Source organism: Polaromonas naphthalenivorans CJ2 (assembly GCF_000015505.1).
Taxonomy (GTDB): domain Bacteria; phylum Pseudomonadota; class Gammaproteobacteria; order Burkholderiales; family Burkholderiaceae_C; genus Polaromonas; species Polaromonas naphthalenivorans.
This window is the reverse complement of record NC_008781.1, coordinates 2,113,848-2,134,584: the sequence shown is the minus strand read 5'-3', so window position 1 is coordinate 2,134,584 and position 20,737 is coordinate 2,113,848. Positions and strand designations below refer to the sequence as shown.

The 20,737-nt window shown below is 58.3% G+C and carries 20 protein-coding genes and 1 pseudogene; 13 read left to right on the top strand and 8 right to left on the bottom strand.

The genetic code is table 11. The annotated features are described in order from the left end of the window. The first annotated feature begins 15 nt into the window (after nucleotides 1-15). The 4 genes from truB to PNAP_RS10055 all read left to right on the top strand — a co-directional run bounded on the left by truB (nucleotide 16) and on the right by PNAP_RS10055 (nucleotide 5,017). Entirely contained in the window at nucleotides 16-1,059 is a 1,044-nt protein-coding gene (gene truB / locus PNAP_RS10070) for a tRNA pseudouridine(55) synthase TruB (protein WP_011801398.1), read from the top strand. 35 nt (nucleotides 1,060-1,094) lie between these two features. Next, nucleotides 1,095-2,918 (top strand): translational GTPase TypA, encoded by a 1,824-nt coding sequence (gene typA / locus PNAP_RS10065; RefSeq protein ID WP_011801397.1) that lies wholly within the window; start codon nucleotides 1,095-1,097, stop codon nucleotides 2,916-2,918. Nucleotides 2,919-3,017: 99 nt separating this feature from the next. Then, complete coding sequence (locus PNAP_RS10060) at nucleotides 3,018-3,893, top strand: DMT family transporter (RefSeq protein ID WP_011801396.1); 876 nt, start codon at nucleotides 3,018-3,020, stop codon at nucleotides 3,891-3,893. Then, nucleotides 3,890-5,017 (top strand): enoyl-CoA hydratase/isomerase family protein, encoded by a 1,128-nt coding sequence (locus tag PNAP_RS10055; RefSeq protein WP_011801395.1) that lies wholly within the window; start codon nucleotides 3,890-3,892, stop codon nucleotides 5,015-5,017. The genes PNAP_RS10060 and PNAP_RS10055 overlap by 4 nt, the downstream gene beginning before the upstream one ends. Before the next feature lie 31 nt (nucleotides 5,018-5,048). Here PNAP_RS10055 and smpB read toward each other — a convergent pair whose 3' ends face one another. Beyond that, nucleotides 5,049-5,606: an SsrA-binding protein SmpB gene (smpB, locus tag PNAP_RS10050; RefSeq protein WP_011801394.1), complete on the bottom strand. Its 558-nt coding sequence runs from the start codon at nucleotides 5,604-5,606 to the stop codon at nucleotides 5,049-5,051. Between the two features lie 71 nt (nucleotides 5,607-5,677). On the opposite strand from smpB, the gene PNAP_RS10045 reads away from it, so the two are divergent. Continuing rightward, nucleotides 5,678-6,124: a type II toxin-antitoxin system RatA family toxin gene (locus PNAP_RS10045; protein WP_011801393.1), complete on the top strand. Its 447-nt coding sequence runs from the start codon at nucleotides 5,678-5,680 to the stop codon at nucleotides 6,122-6,124. Continuing rightward, a complete protein-coding gene (locus PNAP_RS10040) occupies nucleotides 6,111-6,476 on the top strand; it encodes an RnfH family protein (protein ID WP_011801392.1) in 366 nt (121 codons plus the stop codon). The genes PNAP_RS10045 and PNAP_RS10040 overlap by 14 nt, the downstream gene beginning before the upstream one ends. A 21-nt stretch (nucleotides 6,477-6,497) precedes the next feature. Here PNAP_RS10040 and PNAP_RS10035 read toward each other — a convergent pair whose 3' ends face one another. Then, the gene (locus tag PNAP_RS10035) at nucleotides 6,498-7,040 is read right to left on the bottom strand and encodes a DUF4124 domain-containing protein (protein ID WP_041376651.1); all 543 of its coding nucleotides are present in this window, start codon (nucleotides 7,038-7,040) and stop codon (nucleotides 6,498-6,500) included. Nucleotides 7,041-7,182: 142 nt separating this feature from the next. Here PNAP_RS10035 and guaB point away from each other — a divergent pair, with 142 nt between their 5' ends. Together guaB and guaA are read left to right on the top strand one after the other, a co-directional pair. Continuing rightward, complete coding sequence (gene guaB, locus PNAP_RS10030) at nucleotides 7,183-8,652, top strand: IMP dehydrogenase (RefSeq protein ID WP_011801390.1); 1,470 nt, start codon at nucleotides 7,183-7,185, stop codon at nucleotides 8,650-8,652. A gap of 80 nt (nucleotides 8,653-8,732) precedes the next feature. Next, nucleotides 8,733-10,355 (top strand): glutamine-hydrolyzing GMP synthase, encoded by a 1,623-nt coding sequence (guaA, locus tag PNAP_RS10025; protein ID WP_011801389.1) that lies wholly within the window; start codon nucleotides 8,733-8,735, stop codon nucleotides 10,353-10,355. Nucleotides 10,356-10,415: 60 nt separating this feature from the next. Here guaA and PNAP_RS10020 read toward each other — a convergent pair whose 3' ends face one another. Further along, nucleotides 10,416-10,703: a DUF2397 family protein gene (locus tag PNAP_RS10020; protein WP_041376650.1), complete on the bottom strand. Its 288-nt coding sequence runs from the start codon at nucleotides 10,701-10,703 to the stop codon at nucleotides 10,416-10,418. Beyond that, a pseudogene (locus tag PNAP_RS28245) lies at nucleotides 10,675-10,764 on the bottom strand (hypothetical protein); the annotation flags it as partial. The pseudogene PNAP_RS28245 and the gene PNAP_RS10020, both read right to left, overlap by 29 nt. 217 nt (nucleotides 10,765-10,981) lie before the next feature. On the opposite strand from PNAP_RS28245, the gene PNAP_RS10015 reads away from it, so the two are divergent. From PNAP_RS10015 to PNAP_RS10005, 3 genes are all read left to right on the top strand, one after another. Continuing rightward, a complete protein-coding gene (locus tag PNAP_RS10015; RefSeq protein ID WP_011801387.1) occupies nucleotides 10,982-11,230 on the top strand; it encodes a hypothetical protein in 249 nt (82 codons plus the stop codon). 65 nt (nucleotides 11,231-11,295) lie between these two features. After that, nucleotides 11,296-12,531 (top strand): tRNA adenosine(34) deaminase TadA, encoded by a 1,236-nt coding sequence (gene tadA / locus PNAP_RS10010; protein WP_011801386.1) that lies wholly within the window; start codon nucleotides 11,296-11,298, stop codon nucleotides 12,529-12,531. A 20-nt stretch (nucleotides 12,532-12,551) separates the two neighbouring features. After that, on the top strand, nucleotides 12,552-13,511 hold the full coding sequence (locus PNAP_RS10005; protein ID WP_011801385.1) for an LD-carboxypeptidase: 960 nt from the start codon (nucleotides 12,552-12,554) through the stop codon (nucleotides 13,509-13,511). Between the two features lie 37 nt (nucleotides 13,512-13,548). Here PNAP_RS10005 and PNAP_RS10000 read toward each other — a convergent pair whose 3' ends face one another. Beyond that, nucleotides 13,549-13,890, bottom strand: coding sequence for a hypothetical protein (locus tag PNAP_RS10000; protein ID WP_011801384.1), 342 nt, complete (start codon nucleotides 13,888-13,890; stop codon nucleotides 13,549-13,551). 191 nt (nucleotides 13,891-14,081) lie between these two features. Between PNAP_RS10000 and PNAP_RS09995 the strand changes: the two genes are divergently transcribed. After that, entirely contained in the window at nucleotides 14,082-15,008 is a 927-nt protein-coding gene (locus PNAP_RS09995) for an adenylate/guanylate cyclase domain-containing protein (RefSeq protein WP_011801383.1), read from the top strand. A 47-nt stretch (nucleotides 15,009-15,055) separates the two neighbouring features. Here the strand turns inward: PNAP_RS09995 and PNAP_RS09990 are convergent, their stop codons facing one another. The 3 genes from PNAP_RS09990 to PNAP_RS09980 all read right to left on the bottom strand — a co-directional run bounded on the left by PNAP_RS09990 (nucleotide 15,056) and on the right by PNAP_RS09980 (nucleotide 19,590). Next, entirely contained in the window at nucleotides 15,056-17,245 is a 2,190-nt protein-coding gene (locus tag PNAP_RS09990) for a catalase (protein WP_011801382.1), read from the bottom strand. Between the two features lie 218 nt (nucleotides 17,246-17,463). Further along, nucleotides 17,464-18,399 (bottom strand): hypothetical protein, encoded by a 936-nt coding sequence (locus tag PNAP_RS09985; protein WP_011801381.1) that lies wholly within the window; start codon nucleotides 18,397-18,399, stop codon nucleotides 17,464-17,466. Between the two features lie 114 nt (nucleotides 18,400-18,513). After that, nucleotides 18,514-19,590, bottom strand: a complete 1,077-nt coding sequence (locus tag PNAP_RS09980) for a tyrosine-type recombinase/integrase (RefSeq protein ID WP_011801380.1) — start codon at nucleotides 19,588-19,590, stop codon at nucleotides 18,514-18,516. A 123-nt stretch (nucleotides 19,591-19,713) separates the two neighbouring features. Here PNAP_RS09980 and PNAP_RS09975 point away from each other — a divergent pair, with 123 nt between their 5' ends. After that, nucleotides 19,714-20,727, top strand: a complete 1,014-nt coding sequence (locus tag PNAP_RS09975) for a DNA-binding protein (protein WP_011801379.1) — start codon at nucleotides 19,714-19,716, stop codon at nucleotides 20,725-20,727. The last annotated feature ends 10 nt before the right edge of the window (nucleotides 20,728-20,737 follow it).

The window sequence follows — 20,737 nt, the reverse complement described above, 5'->3', positions numbered from 1 at the left end:
GCCTGTCGGAGCCTTATGACCCCAAAATCTTCTCCCCGCCAGAAAATCCAGCGACGTCCCGTTCACGGCGTGCTGCTGCTCGACAAGCCGCTGGGCCTGTCGAGCAACCAGGCGCTGCAAAAAGCCAAATGGCTGCTGCGGGCCGACAAGGCTGGTCATACCGGCACGCTCGATCCGCTGGCCACCGGCGTGTTGCCGCTGTGCTTTGGCGCGGCCACCAAGTTCAGCCAGTTGCAGCTGGACGCCGACAAGACCTACGAGGCGCTGCTGCTGCTGGGCCAGAAAACCAGCACGGCCGACGCCGAAGGCGAGGTGATTGAAACCCGGCCCGTGCCGGAGATCACGCCCGAACTGCTGGCGTCCCTCACTCAGCGCTTTACCGGCCCGCTGGCGCAGGTTCCGCCGATGTATTCCGCGCTGAAGAAAGACGGCAAGGCCTTGTATGAATACGCCCGCAAGGGCATCGAGGTTGAGCGGGAAGCCCGCCATATCACGATTTTCAAGCTAAATATGGTTCTTGCGCACGACCCACGGGCGAAAGTAGCTATTAAAATCATAGTAAGCTGCAGCAAGGGAACCTACATCCGCACGCTCGGTGAAGACATCGGCGAGGCTCTGGGCTGCGGCGCGCACCTGGGTTCCTTGCGCCGGATCGAAACCGGCGGGTTCACGGCGGCGCAATGCGTGACGCTGGCGGCGCTCGAAGCCATGACTGAGGCTGAACGCGAAGCCTGTTTGCTGCCGCCCCAGTCGCTGGTGGCCGCTTACCCGTCTGTCACATTGGATGCTGATAATGCAGGGCGCTTTTTGAGCGGTCTGCGGCGCCGGGGCCAGTGGGGCGATGACGCGCCGCTGGTGCAGGTCTATGGCCGCGAACCGGCGGCATTTTTAGGCTCGGCCCATATCACGGCCGACGAACTGATTCCCCAGCGCTTGCTGAGTCCGGTTGAAGTCCAGGACATCCTCCTGCAATCGGCCCGGCGCGCTGCTGAAGTTTTAACGTCAGTTTCCATGGCCGCAGCCTCCGAACCCACGGATGCCGGCTCTTTTCAACATTAATCCACGTACCGTTTCAAGTCCCCAGAAAGTCCACCATGAGTCATAAACAGATCCGTAACATCGCCATCATTGCCCACGTTGACCATGGTAAGACCACCATGGTTGACCAATTGCTGCGCCAGTCCGGCACCTTCGCCGATCACGAAAAGGTTGTCGATACCGTGATGGACAACAACGCCATCGAAAAAGAGCGTGGCATCACGATTCTGGCCAAGAACTGCGCCGTGACCTGGGAAGGCACGCACATCAACATCGTCGATACCCCGGGCCACGCCGACTTCGGCGGTGAAGTCGAACGCGCCCTGTCCATGGTCGATGGCGTGGTGTTGCTGATCGACGCGCAGGAAGGCCCCATGCCCCAGACCCGCTTCGTGACCAAGAAGGCGCTGGCCCTGGGCCTCAAGCCCATCGTGGTGGTGAACAAGGTGGACAAGCCGGGCGCCAATCCCGACAAGGTGATCAACGCCACGTTCGATTTGTTCGACAAGCTCGGCGCCACCGATGAACAGCTCGATTTCCCCGTGGTCTATGCCTCGGGCATCAACGGCTGGTCGTCGCTGGAAGAAGGCGCGCAGGGCGAGCAGTGGGGTCCCGACATGTCGGCCCTGTTCAACACCGTGCTCAAGCATGTGCCCGCCCAGAAGGGCGACCCAGAAGCGCCGCTGCAGCTGCAGATTTCCGCACTCGACTTTTCGACCTTCGTGGGCCGCATCGGCGTGGGCCGCATCAGCCAGGGCACGATCAGGCCGATGATGGACGTGGTCGTGATGGAAGGCCCGGACGGCAAGGCTGTCAAGGGCCGCATTAATCAGGTGCTGACCTTCCAGGGCCTGGAGCGCGTGCAGGCGACCGAAGCCGGCCCCGGCGAAATCGTGCTGATCAACGGCCTGACCGACATCGGCATTGGCGTGACCATCACCGACCCGGCCAATCCGATGCCGCTGCCGATGCTCAAGGTCGATGAGCCGACGCTGACCATGAACTTCTGCGTCAACACCAGCCCGCTGGCCGGCCGTGAAGGCAAGTACGTCACCAGCCGCCAGATCTGGGACCGCCTGCAAAAGGAACTGCAGCACAACGTGGCTTTGCGCGTCAATGAAACCGACGAAGAAGGCATCTTTGAAGTCATGGGCCGGGGCGAGTTGCACCTGACCATCCTGCTGGAAAACATGCGCCGCGAAGGCTTCGAGATGGCTGTTTCCAAGCCGCGTGTGCTGCTCAAGGATGTGAATGGCGTCAAGCATGAGCCCATCGAGCTGGTGACCGCCGACATCGAAGAGCAGCACCAGGGCGGCGTGATGCAGGCGCTGGGCGAACGCAAGGGCGAACTGGTCAACATGGAGCCGGACGGCCGTGGCCGTGTGCGCCTCGAATACCGCATTCCGGCGCGTGGCCTGATCGGTTTCACCAACGAATTCCTGAATTTGACGCGCGGCTCCGGCCTGATCGCCAATATTTTCGACTGCTATGAGCCGCACAAGGGCGACATCGGCGGACGCAAGAACGGCGTGCTGATCTCCATGGATGCCGGTGAAATCTTCACCTACGCGCTGGGCAAGCTCGATGACCGTGGCCGCATGTTCGTCAAGGCCAACGATCCGGTGTATGAAGGCATGATCGTCGGCATTCACAGCCGCGACAACGATCTGGTGGTCAACGCCACGCGCACCAAGCAGTTGACCAACTTCCGCGTGTCCGGCAAGGAAGACGCGATCAAGATCACGCCGCCGATTGAATGCACGCTGGAATACGGCGTCGAGTTCATCGAGGACGATGAACTGGTCGAAATCACGCCCAAGTCGATTCGCCTGCGCAAGCGCTACTTGACCGAGAGCGAGCGCAAACGCGCTGGCCGCTGATCCTGAACGGCTTCGGCCGTTGAGGGGATCAGGCTGTCAAAAGCCCGCCAAAGGCCACTGCACGCAGTGGCCTTTTTTATCGTTCGCACAGGTGTTTTCATGAAGTTGACGCATTCCCGCGCAGTGGTGGTGATGATTCTGGTGACGCTGATGTGGTCTATCGCCGGCGTGGTGACGCGGCAGCTGGAGGCTGCGCGCAGTTTTGAAGTGACCTTCTGGCGCAGCTTTTTCACGCTGGCGTCGCTGCTGGTGATCCTGCCTTTTTTCCAGGGGCGGGCGGTTTTCCGCAAAATTCGCAACGCTGGCAAGGCGCTCTGGCTGTCGGGCGTCTGCTGGAGCGTGATGTTCACCGCCTTCATGGTGGCGCTGACGCTGACCACCGTGGCCAATGTGCTGGTGACGATGGCGCTGGGGCCGTTCATCACGGCGCTGATGGCGCGGGTGTTCATCGGCCACCGGATTCCGGTGCGCACCTGGGTGGCGATTGCGCTGGCCAGCGCCGGCATTGCCTGGATGTATGGCGGCCAGATGGACCTGGGCGGCCAGCTGGCCGGCACGCTGGTGGCGCTGATGGTGCCGCTGGCAGGCGCCTGCAACTGGACGGTGGTGCAGCACAGTGGTGCCCATGGCCAGAAGATCGACCTGGTGCCGGCCGTGTTGATGGGCGCGGCGCTTTCGTCGCTGGCAACCTTGCCGCTGGCGTTTCCCTTTTCGGCAACGCCGCACGACATCGGCCTGCTGGCGGTGCTCGGCCTGTTCCAACTGGCGATTCCGTGCGTGCTGGCGGTGCTGTGCGCCGGCGTTCTCAAGGCGCCCGAGGTGGCCTTGCTGGCCTTGCTTGAAGTGATTTTCGGTATCCTGCTGGCCTGGCTGGGCGCCGGCGAGGTGCCTGGTTCCAGCGTGCTGACCGGCGGCTCGCTGGTCATCGGTGCGCTGGTGGTGAATGAATTGATTGGATGGAGACAAAGAGCATGACGACAGAAATGAAGAAAATCGGTGCGGCTGGCGATGTGCTGGTTGAGCGCCGGGGAAATGCCGGGCTGATCACGCTGAACCGACCCAAGGCCCTCAATGCGCTGTCGCTGCAGATGGTGCGCGATCTGCTCGGCATCCTGCGCGCCTGGCGTGACGACCCGGAGGTGCGGGTGGTGGCGATTCGCGGCACCAACAAGATCGGCCGTCCGGGAACGCCCGACAGCCTGTTCGGCTGTTTTTGCGCGGGCGGCGATATCCGCTTTTTTCACCAGGCGGCGCTCGCAGGCGATGCGGCGCTGGACGATTTCTTCACCGAGGAATACACGCTCAACCACCTGATCCAGACCTATCCCAAACCCTTCATGGCCTTCATGGACGGCGTGGTGATGGGCGGCGGCATGGGCCTCAGCCAGGGCGCGCGGGTGCGCATCGTCACCGAGCGCACCAGGATGGCGATGCCCGAAACCAATATCGGCCTGTTCCCCGACGTGGGCGCTGGCTACTTCCTGAGCCGCTGTCCCGGTCACGTGGGCGAATACCTGGCGCTGACCGGCGAGACGATTGGCGCCGACGAGGCCATTGGCTACGGGTTGGCCGATGTCAGGATGGACGCGGCTGCCTTGCCTGCGCTCTGGGCGGAACTGGGCGCCACCTCATGGCCTTCTGCGGCCGAGGCTGAGCAATGGGTTGCTTCTAAATTCATAGCTAATACTGACCGTCCCGTATGCGCAACAGGCAAAATTGATACTTATTTCTCATTGCTTCGGGTCAAGCATATCGTCGATGCGCTTGAAAAGGCCAAAGACGACCGCTGGGCTGCCAAAGTGGCTGTGGTGCTGCGCAAGCGTTCGCCGCTGATGCTGCATGTCACGCTGGAGCAGATCCGCCGCGCCCGCAGCATGACGCTGGCCGACGACCTGCGCATGGAGCGCGACATGGTGTACCAGTGCTTTCACCTGCGACCCGGCGCCGAAAGCGTCGAGGGCATACGCGCGCTGGCAGTGGACAAGGACTACCAGCCGAAATGGCAGCCGGCGCGTATCGAGGACGTGAAGCCGGGCATGGCCGATGCGTTTTTCGCCAGTCCATGGAGTGCGCAAACGCATCCTTTGCGCGACCTGTAGGTATCCCGGAACTTGCCTGCGCGCAGAGCCCTTAGCGGTTCCTGGATTTCATCGCGCGGTCCACTTCGCGCTTGCCCTCGCGGTCCTTGATGGTGTCGCGCTTGTCGTGCTCGGCCTTGCCCTTGGCCAGGCCGATCTCGCACTTCACCTTGCCGGCCTTCCAGTGCATGTTCAGCGGCACCAGCGTGAAGCCCTTCTGGTCAATCTTTCCAATCAGGCGGCGAATCTCGTCCTTGTGCATCAAGAGCTTCTTGGTGCGCACCGAGTCAGGCCGGATATGCGTCGAGGCCGTGCCCAGCGGGTTGATCTGGCAGCCGATGATGAACAGCTCGCCGTTGCGGATCACCACATAGCCGTCGGTGAGTTGCACCTTGCCTTCGCGCACCGACTTGACTTCCCAGCCTTCGAGCACCATGCCCGCTTCAAAGCGCTCTTCAATGTGGTAGTTGAACGTGGCTTTCTTGTTGTCGGCAATGCGGATGGCGGCGGCTGCGGCTTTTGGCGAAAGATTGCTGGCGGGTTTTCCTGTCGGTTTTCCGGAAGAGGCTGCGGCTGGTTTTTTGGAGGTGGATGCTTCTTTGGTGGCCATGGCTAAGATAGTGGAGCGAAGGGGCGAAGCAGCACTTGTGGCTCATACAATTGCCCCCAGCCTTTGATTGTATGAAAACCGTTCACAAGTCCGTTCTTATCTGGTACAGCGCAGCTGAAATGTTTGCCCTGGTCACCGATGTTGTCAGCTATCCGCAGTTTTTGCCGTGGTGCGACCGTGCATCGGTGCAGGAAGAAAATGCGCATGGCATGGTTGCCAAGGTCGGTATTTCATTTGCGGGCCTCAAGCAAAGCTTTACGACCCGAAACACGCATGAACCCGACCGCAAGGTCAATCTGGAACTGGTCGATGGGCCTTTTTCCAGGCTGGAAGGACATTGGTTCTTTCTTCCCCTGGGCGACGGCAGTCAGCGCGCCTGCAAGGTCGAGTTCACCTTGTGTTATGCCTTCGACAATGGAATGCTGGCTGCGCTGGTCGGCCCGGTGTTCGACAAGATAGCTGGCAGCCTGGTCGATGCCTTTGTCAAAAGAGCTTCCGTTGTTTATGGTGAAACCTGAAAACCTCCCAGATGGCCTGAGCCTGAAGATCACGCTGGTTTATTCACCCGCTCCGCGCCAGGTTCGCGAATGGGCGCTGGAGCTTGCGACGGGTGCAACCGTGGGACAAGCACTTGGCTGCAGCAGCCTCTTCGAGGAGTTTGCGGAACTGCGCAAAGACCGCTTGCTGGTCGGTATCTGGGGCCGGAAAACCCGGCTCGACCATCCACTGGATGACAACGACCGGATAGAAATTTACCGCACTCTGCGGGTCGATCCCAAAGTGGCCAGGCGCGAGCGCTTTAACCATCAGGGTGCCAAAAGCGCAGGGCTGTTCACGAAAAAACGGCCCGGGGCAAAAGCCGGCTATTGACGCAGCCAGCCCGCAGGCGGCTTATTTGCCGCAGTCGCTCTCAGCAATGGCCTGAAGACGCTTGGTTTCTGCCGCCCTGGCGGCGTCATCCATGAATTCGCGTTCGCCCTTGGCATTGGTGAGCGCGATCCGCACGCCGGATTTCAGGGTGGCTTGTCCTTTTTTGGCACGCTCGCAATTGTCGGCCCTGGCCTTTGCCATTTTTTCCTCTTCCGCCTGCTTTTTGGCGGTTTCGAGATCCTCTGCCTCCTTCTTGCGGGCTTCAAGCTGGGCATCCTTGCCCGAGAATTTGGGCGCGCTGGCTTTGCCCGCAGGCGCTGCTGAAGCCGTCACGGCGGGGACGGGTGCTGTCGCCCCGGTGTCGGTGCCGGACGGGGGGGGCGGGGTTTTGCTGCCCGGCTGCTTCAGGATATTTTTTTGCAAAATATCGGCTGGCGGCGCACGGTCGCTGAAGACTTTTCGGCCGTCCTTGTCAATCCATTGCCACTGCGCCAGGGCAGGCATTGCCAATGAGCTGCCGGCAATGGCCAGAATCAGGGTTCTTGTCGCAAATTTGAAGTCCATCGTGAAAGTGTATCTCCGTGTCGCGCACTTTTTATGCTGAATGCCTGCCAGACGGGCGCAGGCAGGGCTTGAATGCATCGGGCGAGGTGAACACAGAACATGGGGGTGTCAAAGGTACAATCGTATTTTTGGAGCTTTCTCTATGCGCCTACTCGGCAAAGCGCTCACCTTCGACGACGTATTGTTGGTGCCAGCGTTCTCCCAGGTCCTTCCCAAGGACGCCCTGCTTTCCACCCAGTTTTCCCGAAACATCCGCCTGAACCTGCCGCTGGTCTCAGCGGCGATGGACACGGTCACCGAAGCGCGGCTGGCCATTGCCATCGCGCAGGAGGGCGGCATCGGCATTGTTCATAAAAACCTCACGCCGCAGGAGCAGGCCGCGCATGTGGCCAAGGTCAAGCGCTATGAGTCGGGGGTGGTGCGCGATCCCGTGGTCATCACGCCCGAGCATACCGTGCTGCAAATACTGGAACTGTCCGAGCAGCTCGGCATCTCTGGTTTCCCGGTGTGCGACGGCGGCAAAGTGGTCGGTATTGTCACCAGCCGCGACCTGCGCTTTGAAACCCGCTACGACGTCAAGGCCCACCAGATCATGACGCCGCGCGAAAAGCTGATCACGGTCAAGGAGGGCACGTCTGCCGCCGAAGCCAAGGCCCTGCTCAACAAGCACAAGCTCGAACGCGTGCTGGTGGTCAATGACGCCTTTGAACTCAAGGGGCTGATCACCGTCAAGGACATCACCAAGCAAACCAACTTCCCCAATGCCGCACGCGACTCTGCAGGCCGCTTGCGCGTGGGTGCTGCGGTCGGTGTCGGAGAAGGTACCGAGGAGCGGGTTGACGCGCTGGTCAGGGCCGGGGTGGATGCCATCGTGGTCGATACGGCCCACGGTCACAGCCATGGCGTGATCGAGCGCGTGCGCTGGGTCAAGAAGAACTATCCGCATATTGACGTGATCGGCGGCAACATCGCCACCGGCGCGGCGGCGCTGGCGCTGGTGGAAGCCGGTGCCGATGCGGTCAAGGTCGGTATCGGCCCCGGCAGCATCTGCACCACGCGCATCGTCGCAGGTGTCGGCGTGCCGCAGATCATGGCCATCGACAGCGTGGCCACCGCCTTGCGCGGCTCGGGCGTTCCCTTGATTGCCGACGGCGGCATCCGCTACAGCGGCGACATTGCCAAGGCCATCGCGGCCGGCGCCGGCACGGTGATGATGGGCGGCATGTTCGCCGGCACCGAAGAGGCGCCCGGCGAAGTCATCTTGTTCCAGGGCCGCAGCTACAAGAGCTACCGCGGCATGGGCAGCATCGGCGCGATGCAGCAGGGCAGCGCCGACCGCTACTTCCAGGAGTCCAGCACCGGCAACCCGAACGCCGACAAGCTGGTTCCCGAAGGCATCGAAGGCCGCGTACCTTACAAAGGCTCGATGGTCGGCATCGTTTTCCAGATGGCCGGCGGCTTGCGCGCCAGCATGGGTTACTGCGGTTGCGCCACGATTGAAGAAATGCACGACAAGGCGGAGTTTGTCGAGATCACCTCCGCAGGTATCCGCGAAAGCCATGTGCATGACGTGCAGATCACCAAGGAAGCGCCGAACTACCGCGCTGACTAAGCTTTATCCAAGCATCCTGGGCGTCTGGTGGCAGACGCCCTTTTTCTTTTTTGACTGAACCATCGCCTGAGGCGTCTTTCATGCAGCACCAAAAAATCCTCATTCTCGATTTCGGCTCCCAGGTCACCCAGCTGATTGCCCGGCGGGTGCGCGAAGCCCATGTTTTCTGCGAAGTCCATCCTTGCGATGTGAGCGACGACTGGATTCGCGACTACGCCAAGGATGGCAACCTCAAGGGCATCATCCTGTCCGGCAGCCACGCCAGCATCTATGAAGAAACGACAGACAAGGCACCGCAAGTGGTGTTTGAACTGGGTATTCCGGTGCTGGGCATCTGCTACGGCATGCAGGCCATGGCGCACCAGCTGGGTGGCAAGGTTGAGAGCGGCCACAAGCGCGAATTCGGCCATGCCGATGTGCGTGCCCGTGGCCACACGGCACTGCTCAAGGACATTGCCGACTTCACCACGCCCGAAGGGCAGGGCATGCTCACGGTCTGGATGAGCCATGGTGACAAGGTCACGGAAATGCCGCCGGGCTTCAAGATCATGGCCTCTACCTCCAGCTGCCCGATTGCCGGCATCGCTGACGAAGAGCGACGCTTCTACGGCGTGCAGTTCCACCCTGAAGTCACGCATACCAGGCAGGGGGCGGCAATCCTCAATCGCTTTGTGCTGGGCATCTGCGGCACCCGGCCCGATTGGGTCATGGGCGACTACATCAGCGAAGCAGTCGAGAAGATTCGCCAGCAAGTCGGCGATGAAGAAGTCATCCTGGGGTTGTCGGGCGGCGTCGATTCATCGGTGGCTGCGGCGCTGATTCACCGCGCCATCGGCGACCAGCTGACCTGCGTGTTTGTCGATCATGGTCTGCTGCGCCTGAACGAGGGCGACATGGTGATGGAGATGTTTGTCGGCAAGCTGCACGCCAAGGTGATTCGCGTCGATGCCGCCGAGCAGTTCCTGGGCCACCTCGCCGGCGTGAGCGACCCGGAGGCCAAGCGCAAGATCATCGGCCGCGAGTTCGTCGAAGTGTTCAAGGCCGAGGCCGCGCGGCTCAAGGCCGGGCTGGATGGCGCCTACAAGGGCGCGAAATGGCTGGCCCAGGGAACGATTTACCCAGACGTGATCGAGTCGGGCGGTGCCAAGAGCAAGAAAGCTGTTTCCATCAAGAGCCATCACAATGTCGGCGGCCTGCCTGAGCAACTGGGCCTGAAGCTGCTCGAACCCCTGCGCGAACTGTTCAAGGACGAAGTGCGCGAACTGGGCGTGGCGCTGGGCTTGCCGCACGACATGGTCTATCGCCATCCCTTCCCTGGGCCGGGCCTGGGCGTGCGGATTCTGGGTGAAGTCAAGAAAGACTATGCCGACCTGCTGCGCCGGGCCGACGCGATCTTCATCGAAGAACTGCGCAACTTCAAGGATGCCGAAACCGGCAAAACCTGGTACGACCTGACCAGCCAGGCGTTCACGGTGTTTCTGCCGGTGAAAAGCGTCGGCGTGATGGGCGATGGCCGCACCTATGAATACGTGGTGGCCTTGCGCGCGGTGCAAACCAGCGACTTCATGACCGCCGACTGGGCCGAACTGCCTTATGCGCTGCTTAAAAAAGTGTCGGGCCGAATCATCAATGAAGTGCGCGGCATCAACCGCGTGACCTACGATGTCAGCAGCAAGCCGCCAGCGACGATTGAGTGGGAGTAGGGCTGCTCCCTCTGCTGCGCAATCGCGCCGGAGCGCGAAACCAGGTCGCCGATGAAGCGTTCAAGATAGTCGCAAGGTTTGAAGGCCGCTGGCGATGTCTTCCAGCGCCACGGTCTGCAACTCGGCCCGGTGGCGCAGGGTTCGCTCGAACACCGCCAGCGCCGATTCCACCGCCTCGCCGCCTTGCGACAGCCGGTACAGATAGTGCGCCCGGTAATAGTCGCTGAGGGTGGAAAACCGGGCTATATCGGGCTGCGATTCGCAGGTTGCCCCACTCGGCGAGTTGCGCCAGTGCGCACTGGACTTCCTCGATGCACGGCGGCGGGCCTGACCACTGACTTTCCGCAAGCACCTCGTTGGACCGCAAGTGCAGCTGGAACTGGCGTTTCGCGCTAGCGACGCTGTCCATGATGATGCGGTAGAGCGCGGATTTCTCGGCGCTGACGTGCCTGAACAGTTCGGCCCGATCATTGTGGCCTCTCATGAGGGGGCTGGTTTGCAACAGGACAGTCTCAGGTGGCGTGTTAAACATAGGGTTCTCTTTGGCCAGAATCTTGGGGCAGTTCCAGGCAGCGGTTCAGTCTGCTTTTGAACTATGCTTCAGGCAATTCCCCGGGAGACTTGAGATGCGCGCTGTTGTTGGATTGATGAGCCTGCTGATCGTGCTGGTGGTGGTGGTCGGCGTATTGGCTAAAAAGCAGTTGGGCGCCTTGTCCAAAGCGCCGGTCCGCCCGCAGAATCCGGTGCTTGTCGATTCGGGCGTTACCTTTCCGGTTGCTACGCCCCAAGTCCAGAGCCAGCAAATCCAGCAGCAGATCAAGCAGTCGGTCGAAGCAGCCATGCAGCCCCAACCCCTGCCGGGTGATCAGCCTTAAATGGACATGAAAAATGACTTTTGCGCAATACTGGCATGCTTTGGCAGCTATTTTTTAGATAGCAAATGAGTGATGAAGCCTTTATGGAGATGGCCCTTGTGCAAGCCCGGGTAGCGGCTGCTTTCGGGGAAGTTCCGGTGGGTGCAGTGGTCGTCCGGCAGGGCAAGGTGATTGCCACTGGCCGCAACGCACCGGTTGAGGCCCATGATCCGACGGCCCATGCCGAGATCATGGCCTTGCGCGCCGCAGCGCTGGCCTTGGGCAACTACCGTCTTGACGAGTGCGAACTGTTTGTCACGCTGGAGCCCTGTGCCATGTGCAGCGGCGCCATGCTCAACGCCCGGCTCAAACGCGTGGTGTTTGGGGCGTCTGAACCCAAAACTGGAGCTGCCGGCTCGGTCATCAACCTGTTTGCGCAAGCGCGGCTGAACCACCAGACCGAATTGCAGGGCGGGGTGCTGGCCGAATCTAGCCGCGCATTGCTGCAGGACTTTTTTCGCCAGCGCCGTGCTGACCAGCGCGAGGCGGCCCGGCAGCGTCATCCGCTGCGCGATGATGCGCTTCGAACCCCTGACGCGGCTTTTGACGGCTTGAGCGCTTATCCATGGGCGCCGCGTTACCTGAGCGATCTGCCGGCCCTTGACGGCTTGCGGATGCATTATCTTGATGAACAGGCGCTTGGCGTGGAGGAGGGCGGCGGGCCGCGCCTGACCTACCTTTGCCTGCATGGCAGCCCGGACTGGAGCTATGCTTTTCGCCGGCTGATCCCGTCCTTGCTGCAGACTGGTCACCGGGTGGTTGCGCCGGACCTGATTGGTTTTGGCAAAAGCGACAAGCCCAAGAAGGACAGTTTTCATACCTTCAGCCGGCATCGCCAGATACTGCTTGAGCTGGTGGAAAAGCTGGATCTGCAGAACATCGTGCTGGTGCTGCCCAGACAGGGCACTTTGCTTGGATTGACCTTGCCCCTGGCTGCGCCGCTGCGCTACCGAGGATTGCGGCTCATGAACCCCGATCCATTGGCAGAGAGTGAATACCTGCCGCTAAGCCAGGGGTTTTTGCTGTGGGAGCAAGCAGGCGGCATGCCGGCAGGTACTGAAACCGATGTCGCTTGTGAAGCGCCATTTCCCGGCAACAGCTACCGCGCCGGAGTGCGTGCGTTTGCTGCCATGGCACCAGATTCCGGAAATCACGACGGCATTGCATCTGAAGCCGGGCAGTTCTGGCGTGATCGCCGCGATGAATGTAATTTACACGTTAGTTTTTTAGAAAAATATACGAACAAACCGTATCAAGAATAGCCAATGGGATACTCACATCCGTGAAAAAACATATCTATATCTATTCCCCCTCCAGTGCGATACGCGACAAAGCCGCTTTCAAGCGCGGCCTCAAGTGTCTGGCGGCATTGGGTTACGAGGTCGAGGTTGACGAAGCAGCGCTGTCAACCCACCAGCGTTTTGCCGGCGACGATGAAACGCGGCTTGCCGCCATTCACCGGGCAGCCAGCAGCGGCGCCGATGTGGCGCTCATTTCTCGTGGCGGCTATGGCCTGACACGCATCCTTCCCCTGATCGATTACAGCGCGGTTGCAAAAGCCATTGCCGGAGGCACGCAGTTTGTTGGTTTTAGCGACTTCACCGCATTCCAGATGGCGCTACTGGCCAAAACGGGCGCAGTCACCTGGGCCGGCCCTTCCCTGGCTGAGGATTTTGGCGCACAGGCCGGCGCTGACGACATCATGGAAGCCTGTTTTGACGACCTGGTCACGGGGCAGGGGGAGGGCAGTGGCTGGAGAATGCCAAAGGATGCTACTAATTCAATAGCTGGCAGCATAGATGAGACTGGCGCAAAAGCCATGAATGGTGCTTCTCACATCAATGATTCCGTGCTTTGGGGCGGTAATCTGGCCATGCTGGCATCGCTGGTTGGAACCCCTTATCTGCCTGTCATTCATGGCGGCATCCTGTTCATTGAAGATGTTGGCGAACACCCTTACCGGATAGAGCGCATGCTCGCGCAATTGCTGCAGGCCGGTATCCTGGCTCAGCAAAAAGCGATTATTTTCGGCCAGTTCAGCAATTACAAACTGGTACCTCATGACAAGGGCTACAAGTTGGCCAGCGTCGTGGCCTGGCTGAAAACCCAGGTGAGCGCGCAAGTATTCACCGGCTTTCCGTTTGGCCATGTGGCAACCAAGGTACTGCTTCCCGTGGGGCTGCCGGTTACTTTGGCGGTGGAAGGACGGGATGCATTTTTGCTGTGGGGCCATCGGCATTGAATTGAAACCGGCTTGGCCTTGCAGTTTTTTTTCGGCATCAACCCCTGAATGAACTTGGCCTCGAGATCAGTCCCTTGGGCAGCAAGCCGACGAAGTTTTTGCTGATGTGGTTGATCTTTTCCCGGGCGATGGTTTCACCGTACCTGGCACCCAGCACTGACATGACCTCGCTGCGGATAAACCAAAGAGCCTGCGCGTCAAGCGCGTAGCGCACGCGAGCAACAATCTTTGGAAAGTGAGCCTCGCCAAATTCACCCAGTTCATCCAGCATAGACTGACGTATCTGTTCTACGCGGTCTTCACGGATACCCGGGGTAATGGCATGAGAGCCCAGCAAGGCCAGCAGGCTGCTTTTTAGCTGAGTGTTGAGCCAATTCATAGTCTTGACACCTTTCGGTCTGTCCAAATCGAACCGGTTTCCTGAAGAGGTATGTGCAGGATTTGATAAAACATCCTACTCCTGTCATGTATCTGACAACTCCTATCGGAAATTGCCTGCCGCCGAAAACTGTTTAAAACAAATACGTATGTTGTAATTGAACAAACAACAACCAGCATCTTCGACAGCCCATGGCAGAACTTACCGTCGTTTTTGCGGACCTTACCGGAAGCACTGCCCTTTTTGAGGCGCTGGGCAATGCCAAGGCAACCCAGGCAATCACACGGTTGACGCAGTGGATAGGCCAAGTCTGTAAAAACCATGGCGGGCACGTCGTGAAATACCTTGGAGACGGTGTTCTCATCCTGTTTCAGGAGAGCCGTCATGCCGTAGAGGCGTCCAGTGAGCTTCATCGGGTGCATCATGACCGAATCCGCAATTGGCCCGATGCCCTCAAAATGCGGCTTCAGGTAGGCATGGCCCGTGGCGATGTCGTCGAGCAGAGCGGCGACTGTTATGGCGATGCTGTCAATCTGGCTTCGCGCCTGAGCGACCTTTCTGGTTCTGAGCAGACACTGGCAAGTGAAGCCGTGATCCGGCAACTGCCTGACGACTTCATGGTGCGCGCGCGCTGTCTGGGGCCCATGGTCATCCGGGGTCGCACGGAGTTGTGCGTTGTGCATCGTATTGAATGGCAGGACGAGGTGCTTTCTGAACTTTTCACGATGCCAGCCAGCCTGATGGCTTTGCCTCTGGACCGGCGCGACGAGGCGAAGCCTGTCTGTATCGAGTTGTCCTGGCTCGACATCAGCGCCAGGTTTACCGCCGCCGCGCTTCCTGTGTTTCTTGGCCGTGATGCCGATGCCCAGTTCGTGGTGCAAGACCCCAGGGTTTCGCGAAAACATGCCCGGATCGAATGGCGTTCCGGCAAGTTCTATCTTGAAGATCTCAGCAGCTATGGAACCTGGGTGCGGTTTTCCGACAGCAAGGCTGTCGTGGCTTTGCGTCGCCAGGAATGTGTGTTGATGCTGGATGGAGAAATTGCACTGGGCGCTTCTTTTGAAGACTTCACCGTACCTACGGTCACGTTCAGGTTTCTTGAGGAAACAGCCGCATAGCCAATTCTGAATGCTATTGCACCAATCACTCACCTCAACCCTCCCGTTCAGGCTGGAACCGCCTCGGCATTCAACCGGTCCCAATGCCGATGAAGGGCAATGGCCGCAATGAAATCCTGCGTCACCTGTCCATCAAGTACTTTGCGGGCATCGGCCAATAAAATCCCCGGCGTAGGCACATTGATCAGTTCTGGATTTTTTTCATTGCTGAACCCCAGGGTGGCGAGCAACTGGCTGCCTTCGTTCAATGCGCAGATGGTCTTGCCGTGCTTATAGGCTTCAAGTACAAAATGCACAGCCTCACCCAAAGTACATAAGCTTGTGATGCTCTCATTTCCACCAGGAATCAATACCGCATCAAACATGACCGAAGGCATGTTTGCAAAGGTGTGGTCAACCACAAGCTGTTTGCCACCGAGCGTGCTGACGCTTCCAAGTCGCGAGGCAACGAGTTTGCAGACGGCGCCCGTCGCTGCCATATCCTGAAGCAGTCGCCGCAGGGGAGGGGCATCGACCCCATCTGCCACCAAAACGGCGATCTTGCGGGTCTTGATGCTCGCGCCAGGCCGTGCTGCCATGCTTAACGCTGGCTCTTCGCTGACCTTGCTGGTCGTTTTGTGATCGCGAAAACCCAGCCGGCCCGCCGCCGCTTTAGGGTCGGGCGCATTGATTCCCAGCGATGCCGCTACCCGCGCCGCCAGTTTGAGGTCAACGTGCGCCAGGTTATCAACCATGCGCTGGCGAATCTCGGGCAGTTCGACCTTGGACAGTTCAAACCTGAACGCGGCAACGAGATGGTCTTTTTCAGCCAGGCTCTGGCTGTTCCAGAACAAGGTGGCCTGGGAAAAATGGTCATCGAATGAAGCCCTGCGATGCCGTGTTTTGGACGCATCCATCGGTTTGAAAGGCGGCTGGACGTCTTGCGCTGCACCGTCGATCCGGAACTCGGTGCCGGTGCCCAGCGTATTGGGTTCATAGGCAACTCGTCCCTTGTTGATGGTCTGTCGGTGCAAGCCGCCACGCTGGAAGTTGTGAATCGGGCAGATGCTGCGATTGATGGGGATCTCATTGAAATTTGGACCGCCCAGGCGAGTCAACTGGGCATCGGTATAGGAGAAAAGACGGCCCTGCAACAGCGGATCGTTTGAAAAATCAATGCCTGGCACCAGGTTTCCTGGATGAAACGCGACCTGTTCGGTTTCCGAGAAAAAGTTCTCTGCGTTCCGATTCAAGACCATTTTTCCGATGATTTGCACAGGCACCTGGGACTCGGGGATGAGTTTTGTCGGATCCAAAATGTCAAACTCCAAATCTCCCTCCCTGCCGGCATCAACAATCTGCACCCCCAGTTCCCATTCTGGACAGTTACCCGCTTCAATCGCTTCCCACAAATCACGACGAAGGAAGTCGGGGTCTTTGCCGGCAATCTTTTGGGCTTCATCCCAGTCAAGGGCGTGTACACCCAACTTGGGTTTCCAGTGAAATTTGACAAAAAAGGCATCACCCCGTGCATTGATGAAGCGAAACGCATGAACGCCAAACCCTTCCATCATCCGAAGGCTGCGCGGCAGGCCGCGGTCGGACATGGTCCACATGAGCATATGGGTCACTTCGGGAACCAATGACGCAAAATCCCAGAATGTGTCGTGCGCGCTGCTGGCTTGCGGCATCTCATGATTCGGCTCTGGCTTGAGCGCATGGATCAGGTCCGGAAATTTGATGGCATCCTGAATATAGAAAACAGGCATGTTGTTTCCCACCAGGTCATAGTTGCCCTTTTGCGTGTAAAACTTCACCGCAAACCCCCGCACATCTCGCACGGTATCGGCCGAGCCCTGAGAGCCGGAAGAGCCAGAGAATCGCACAAAAACAGGAGTTTCGAGGTCGGGAGTCTGCAAAAAAGCTGCACTGGTGTACTGAACCATTGATTTATAAGGCTTGAAATAACCGTGCGCACCACAGCCCCGGGCATTGACAACGCGTTCTGGAATGCGTTCATGGCCAAAATGGGTAATTTTTTCACGCAGAATAAAGTCTTCCAGCAGGGTGGGGCCGTTATCTCCTGCCTTCAGTGAGTTGTGGTTGTCTGTAATCGGCACACCCTGGTTGCTGGTCAGGCTGGGGCTGGCTGCAACGGTACAAGCTTCTAGCTGGGTTTTTTTGTCCTGATTGTTTTTTGCTGGAGGGGCGGCACTGCTGCGCGAACTGGCCCCGTTGCGCTTTGGATGCAACGACATGAATTTCCCTTGTTTCTATCCGGCTTCAAACGGCATGGATACCAGCAGAGCCAAGTCCAGAACAGACCATTGAAGGTCCAACGATACGTGTGCGGGGGGCAATCAGGCGTAGGCTGATGTCTTTGCCGTAGAGGGAAATGCAGCTTGTTTTTACTAAGGCGCGCCTGAGAAATACAGCACACTGCATCAGTAGGGTTTGAATGTAATCTACAAAATTATCACTGAACAGTAACTGGCACACCTTGCTGTCGTTGGTACTCAGCTTTTTTCATTGAAAGATAGCTGGGCTGATCCAGTTCATGCAATTGCAACGCGTACTCTTCAGTGGCATCAAACCAGTACTGGAGCCTGCTGTTAACTTGCTCTGCAGGCGGCTGCTTGAGCGATGCCAGATAAGCTTCTATGGCCAGGTAGTAACGCATGGTGTTGCGTTCCACCGCACCTCGCATACCCCCCACATAACCAGAGGTTTCACCTGAAGAACTTTTTGTAAACCCTACTTTGCCGCGCCCTAAAGTTGAAAGATACGTCTGCATGGCAAGACGGCCAGCCAATCCGTAACCATAGGAATAGCGCAAATTAATGAATGTTTTGCCTTCGGGCAAGGGGACAGCCAAAAGCTGAAGCTGGTAATCCGTGGTCTTCAAAGGCCCTTTGTCCGCATGCAACTGAACTGCCAGGTAGTTGGGCGTGGCCACAGTCACGCGATGAGAAAATTCAAGAGAAAAAGTGTCAGCCAATGCTTGGGCCGTTTTTTTCCCGATATTTACCGCCAGCTTTCCAGACTTGTCGGCATCGGCGCTGGCTTGGCAGTATTTGGTATTGAGATGCAGGATCAGCACTTCACACCAGCGATCAGGCTTCTTGAAAGTCATGCTGACAGTGGGGAAGGGCGAATCAAGCACCGCATAAACGGAACTGCTCACGGTATTGGCACTTTCCGTGGATTCAAAGAACAAGGGGCGGCGGTAGCTGTTTTGCGCCAGTTGAGGCTTGAGCACCTCATGCTTTTCAAGCAGCGCGCTGGATTCACTGCCCGGCGTTGAAGACACCTGCGCAAAACCGCTGCCAGCACCGGTCAAGGCACAAATTGCTGTGACTGAAAAAATCAACAGCGTTTTCTTTTTTAAACCGAAATACAGTATTTTCATCATTTCTGAAGTTTGCCAGCATCAGGGCAAAGATTCAGTAACAAGCTCTATCGTCCTACAAACATTGGCTTTTCCAGTGAACGGAAAACCACCAAAGTGGCTTGAGCCGCAGGATGTTCAGGCAGGTGCATCAAACAAGCGGGCAACCTTGCTGGACAGTGAAGCACCCGCACGGCTATAACCCATTACAGTCGCTACGCTGTGGTGACCCGTCATCGCCATGGTTTCAGCCAAGGACATGTTTTGCCGACCCGCCTCCGTGACAAAGCCGGAGCGAAGCGAATGGGCCGAAAAATCCCCTTCAATGCCCACCAGCGCGCATCGGTATTTCACAATGTCACGCACGGCAGCAGCTGCCAGTGCGGCGCCAAGCTGTCCTCCTTTGCGCACCTGCCGAAAAATGGGGCCTTCAACAATTCCGGACGCGCTCAGCCACGCGGTCAACGCGGTTGCTGCAGCGCCAAGCAAGGGCTTGTCATTTTCCGGTCGCTGCAGCCCCGCCTGGTTGGTTTTCGAGTGGACCAGGGTGTAAGTAAACCCGTCTGCAACGCGTTTCAAAAACTTCATGTCGGCGTTGGCGACTTCAGAGCGCCGCCGCCCGCCGCTGGACCAGGCAAAAAGCAGCAAGGCACGGTCACGCCTGCCGCGCAGCGTGTCATCGCAACTCGCCAAAATTGCCTGAAGCGGGTCTTTGGTCAACGCATCTTTTTTGTTGGGCAGAACGCCGCGCCTGGCGTAAGCCTTGCGCGTGCGCGACAGCAACTCCCGAACCTTGGGATCGTGGCAAGGGTTGGCCAGTTCGCGCAGCTGGTGCGCCTTGGACAGAACGGCAATGCGATGTATCAGCGTGCTATGCGCCAATGGCCCCGGTTTTCCTTTGTAGCCTGCGTCAACCAGCGCCAGATCGATGGCTGCGGGCAACTCCGAGAGCAAGCCTTTGTCCGTCATGCGCTCGGCATGGTCAACGATGAACTGCAATAAGCAAGGAACAGGCATTGGCAGCTGGATTGGGCCGCCATAACGCATCAAATGCCAGGCCGCCCAATACCGCAGCGCACTGCGGTAGCTGGTCATGGTGTTGAAGGATTCACCTTCGCGCAGCAAGTCATCAACCGCGCGCTGGGCTGCATCACCAAGCACTGCGACCTGCAAAGCAGGGGTAGTTGGAATATTTTCTACAACAGAAGTCAACATAAGGCCGGATATTGGTTGATTTGTTATATATCATATGTTTTATGTGTGATATATAACAAAGATTGAAGATAGATCACGATAACAATCTATTATCGCGAGTAAATTTACCAGTGAAAGAAACCAATGCAATTGAAAAGTAAAAGTACCAAAGGTGTTCAGCAAGAAGATGTCTGGACAGCCGCAGACAGCCTGATTGCCGATGGGCTCAGGCCAACGATTGAGCGGGTACGCCAAAAAATCGGCCGAGGCTCCCCAAATACCGTCAGCCCGATGCTCGAAACCTGGTTTTCCACCCTGGCAGCACGCCTTGGCGTCAATGCCTTGCAGGATGAGGCTGCTGGTGTCCCGAAAGCCTTGCAACAAGCCATGGCAAATTTATGGGAGATGGCTTTGTCAAACGGTCGAGAAGAAGCTGAACTGCAGATAGCACAAGCTCGGGCTGACTTGGCCCAGGCAAAAGATGCCTTGCAGGTACGTGAAAGCGAGCTGGTGCAGCAGGAACGGGTGCGCGCAGCAAAACACCAAGCGCTTGAAGAGATGCTGCGTGCTGCCGAAAACAAGGCCGAAGAGGCCTTGGAACGGCTCAGTCAGGCGCAAGCCTTGACAAGCAGGCGCGAAGTGGAAATTGAAGGCCTTCGCGGCAGGATCAATGTCATTGAGAGTGAACGTGATTCAGAAAGACGCCGCATCGATGAAGATACAGTCCGCTATGCCAAGGAGCGGCAAAGGCATGAGGAACGCGCCCAGGCAACGCAGCACAAGTTGCTTGAAGAAATTGACAGGGCCCGTCAGGAAGCGAAAAAGATTCATGGCGATGCGCAAATATCGGAAAAGCGCTTCGAGGCACAGCACAGTCTTTTACAGCAAAAACTTCGATTGCACGAGACTGATCTGGCCAAAGCCCAGGAATTGCGTTCCGCGCAATCGGCTGACCTTCATGCATTGCGCGAAGCACTTGCCGTGTCCAATTCCCATTCAGACGAACTTCGCAATCTGTTGGAAAAGCAGCAAAGCGGCAGTGAAAACACCATTGCGCGCTTGACCGAGGCTTTGTCAACGCATAAGGGGAAACAGCAAGCAGGGCGTAAACCCCTGATGCGAAAGATCAAAAAGCCTCTGGGTATCCGCCAGCGTTAAAAATGGCAGA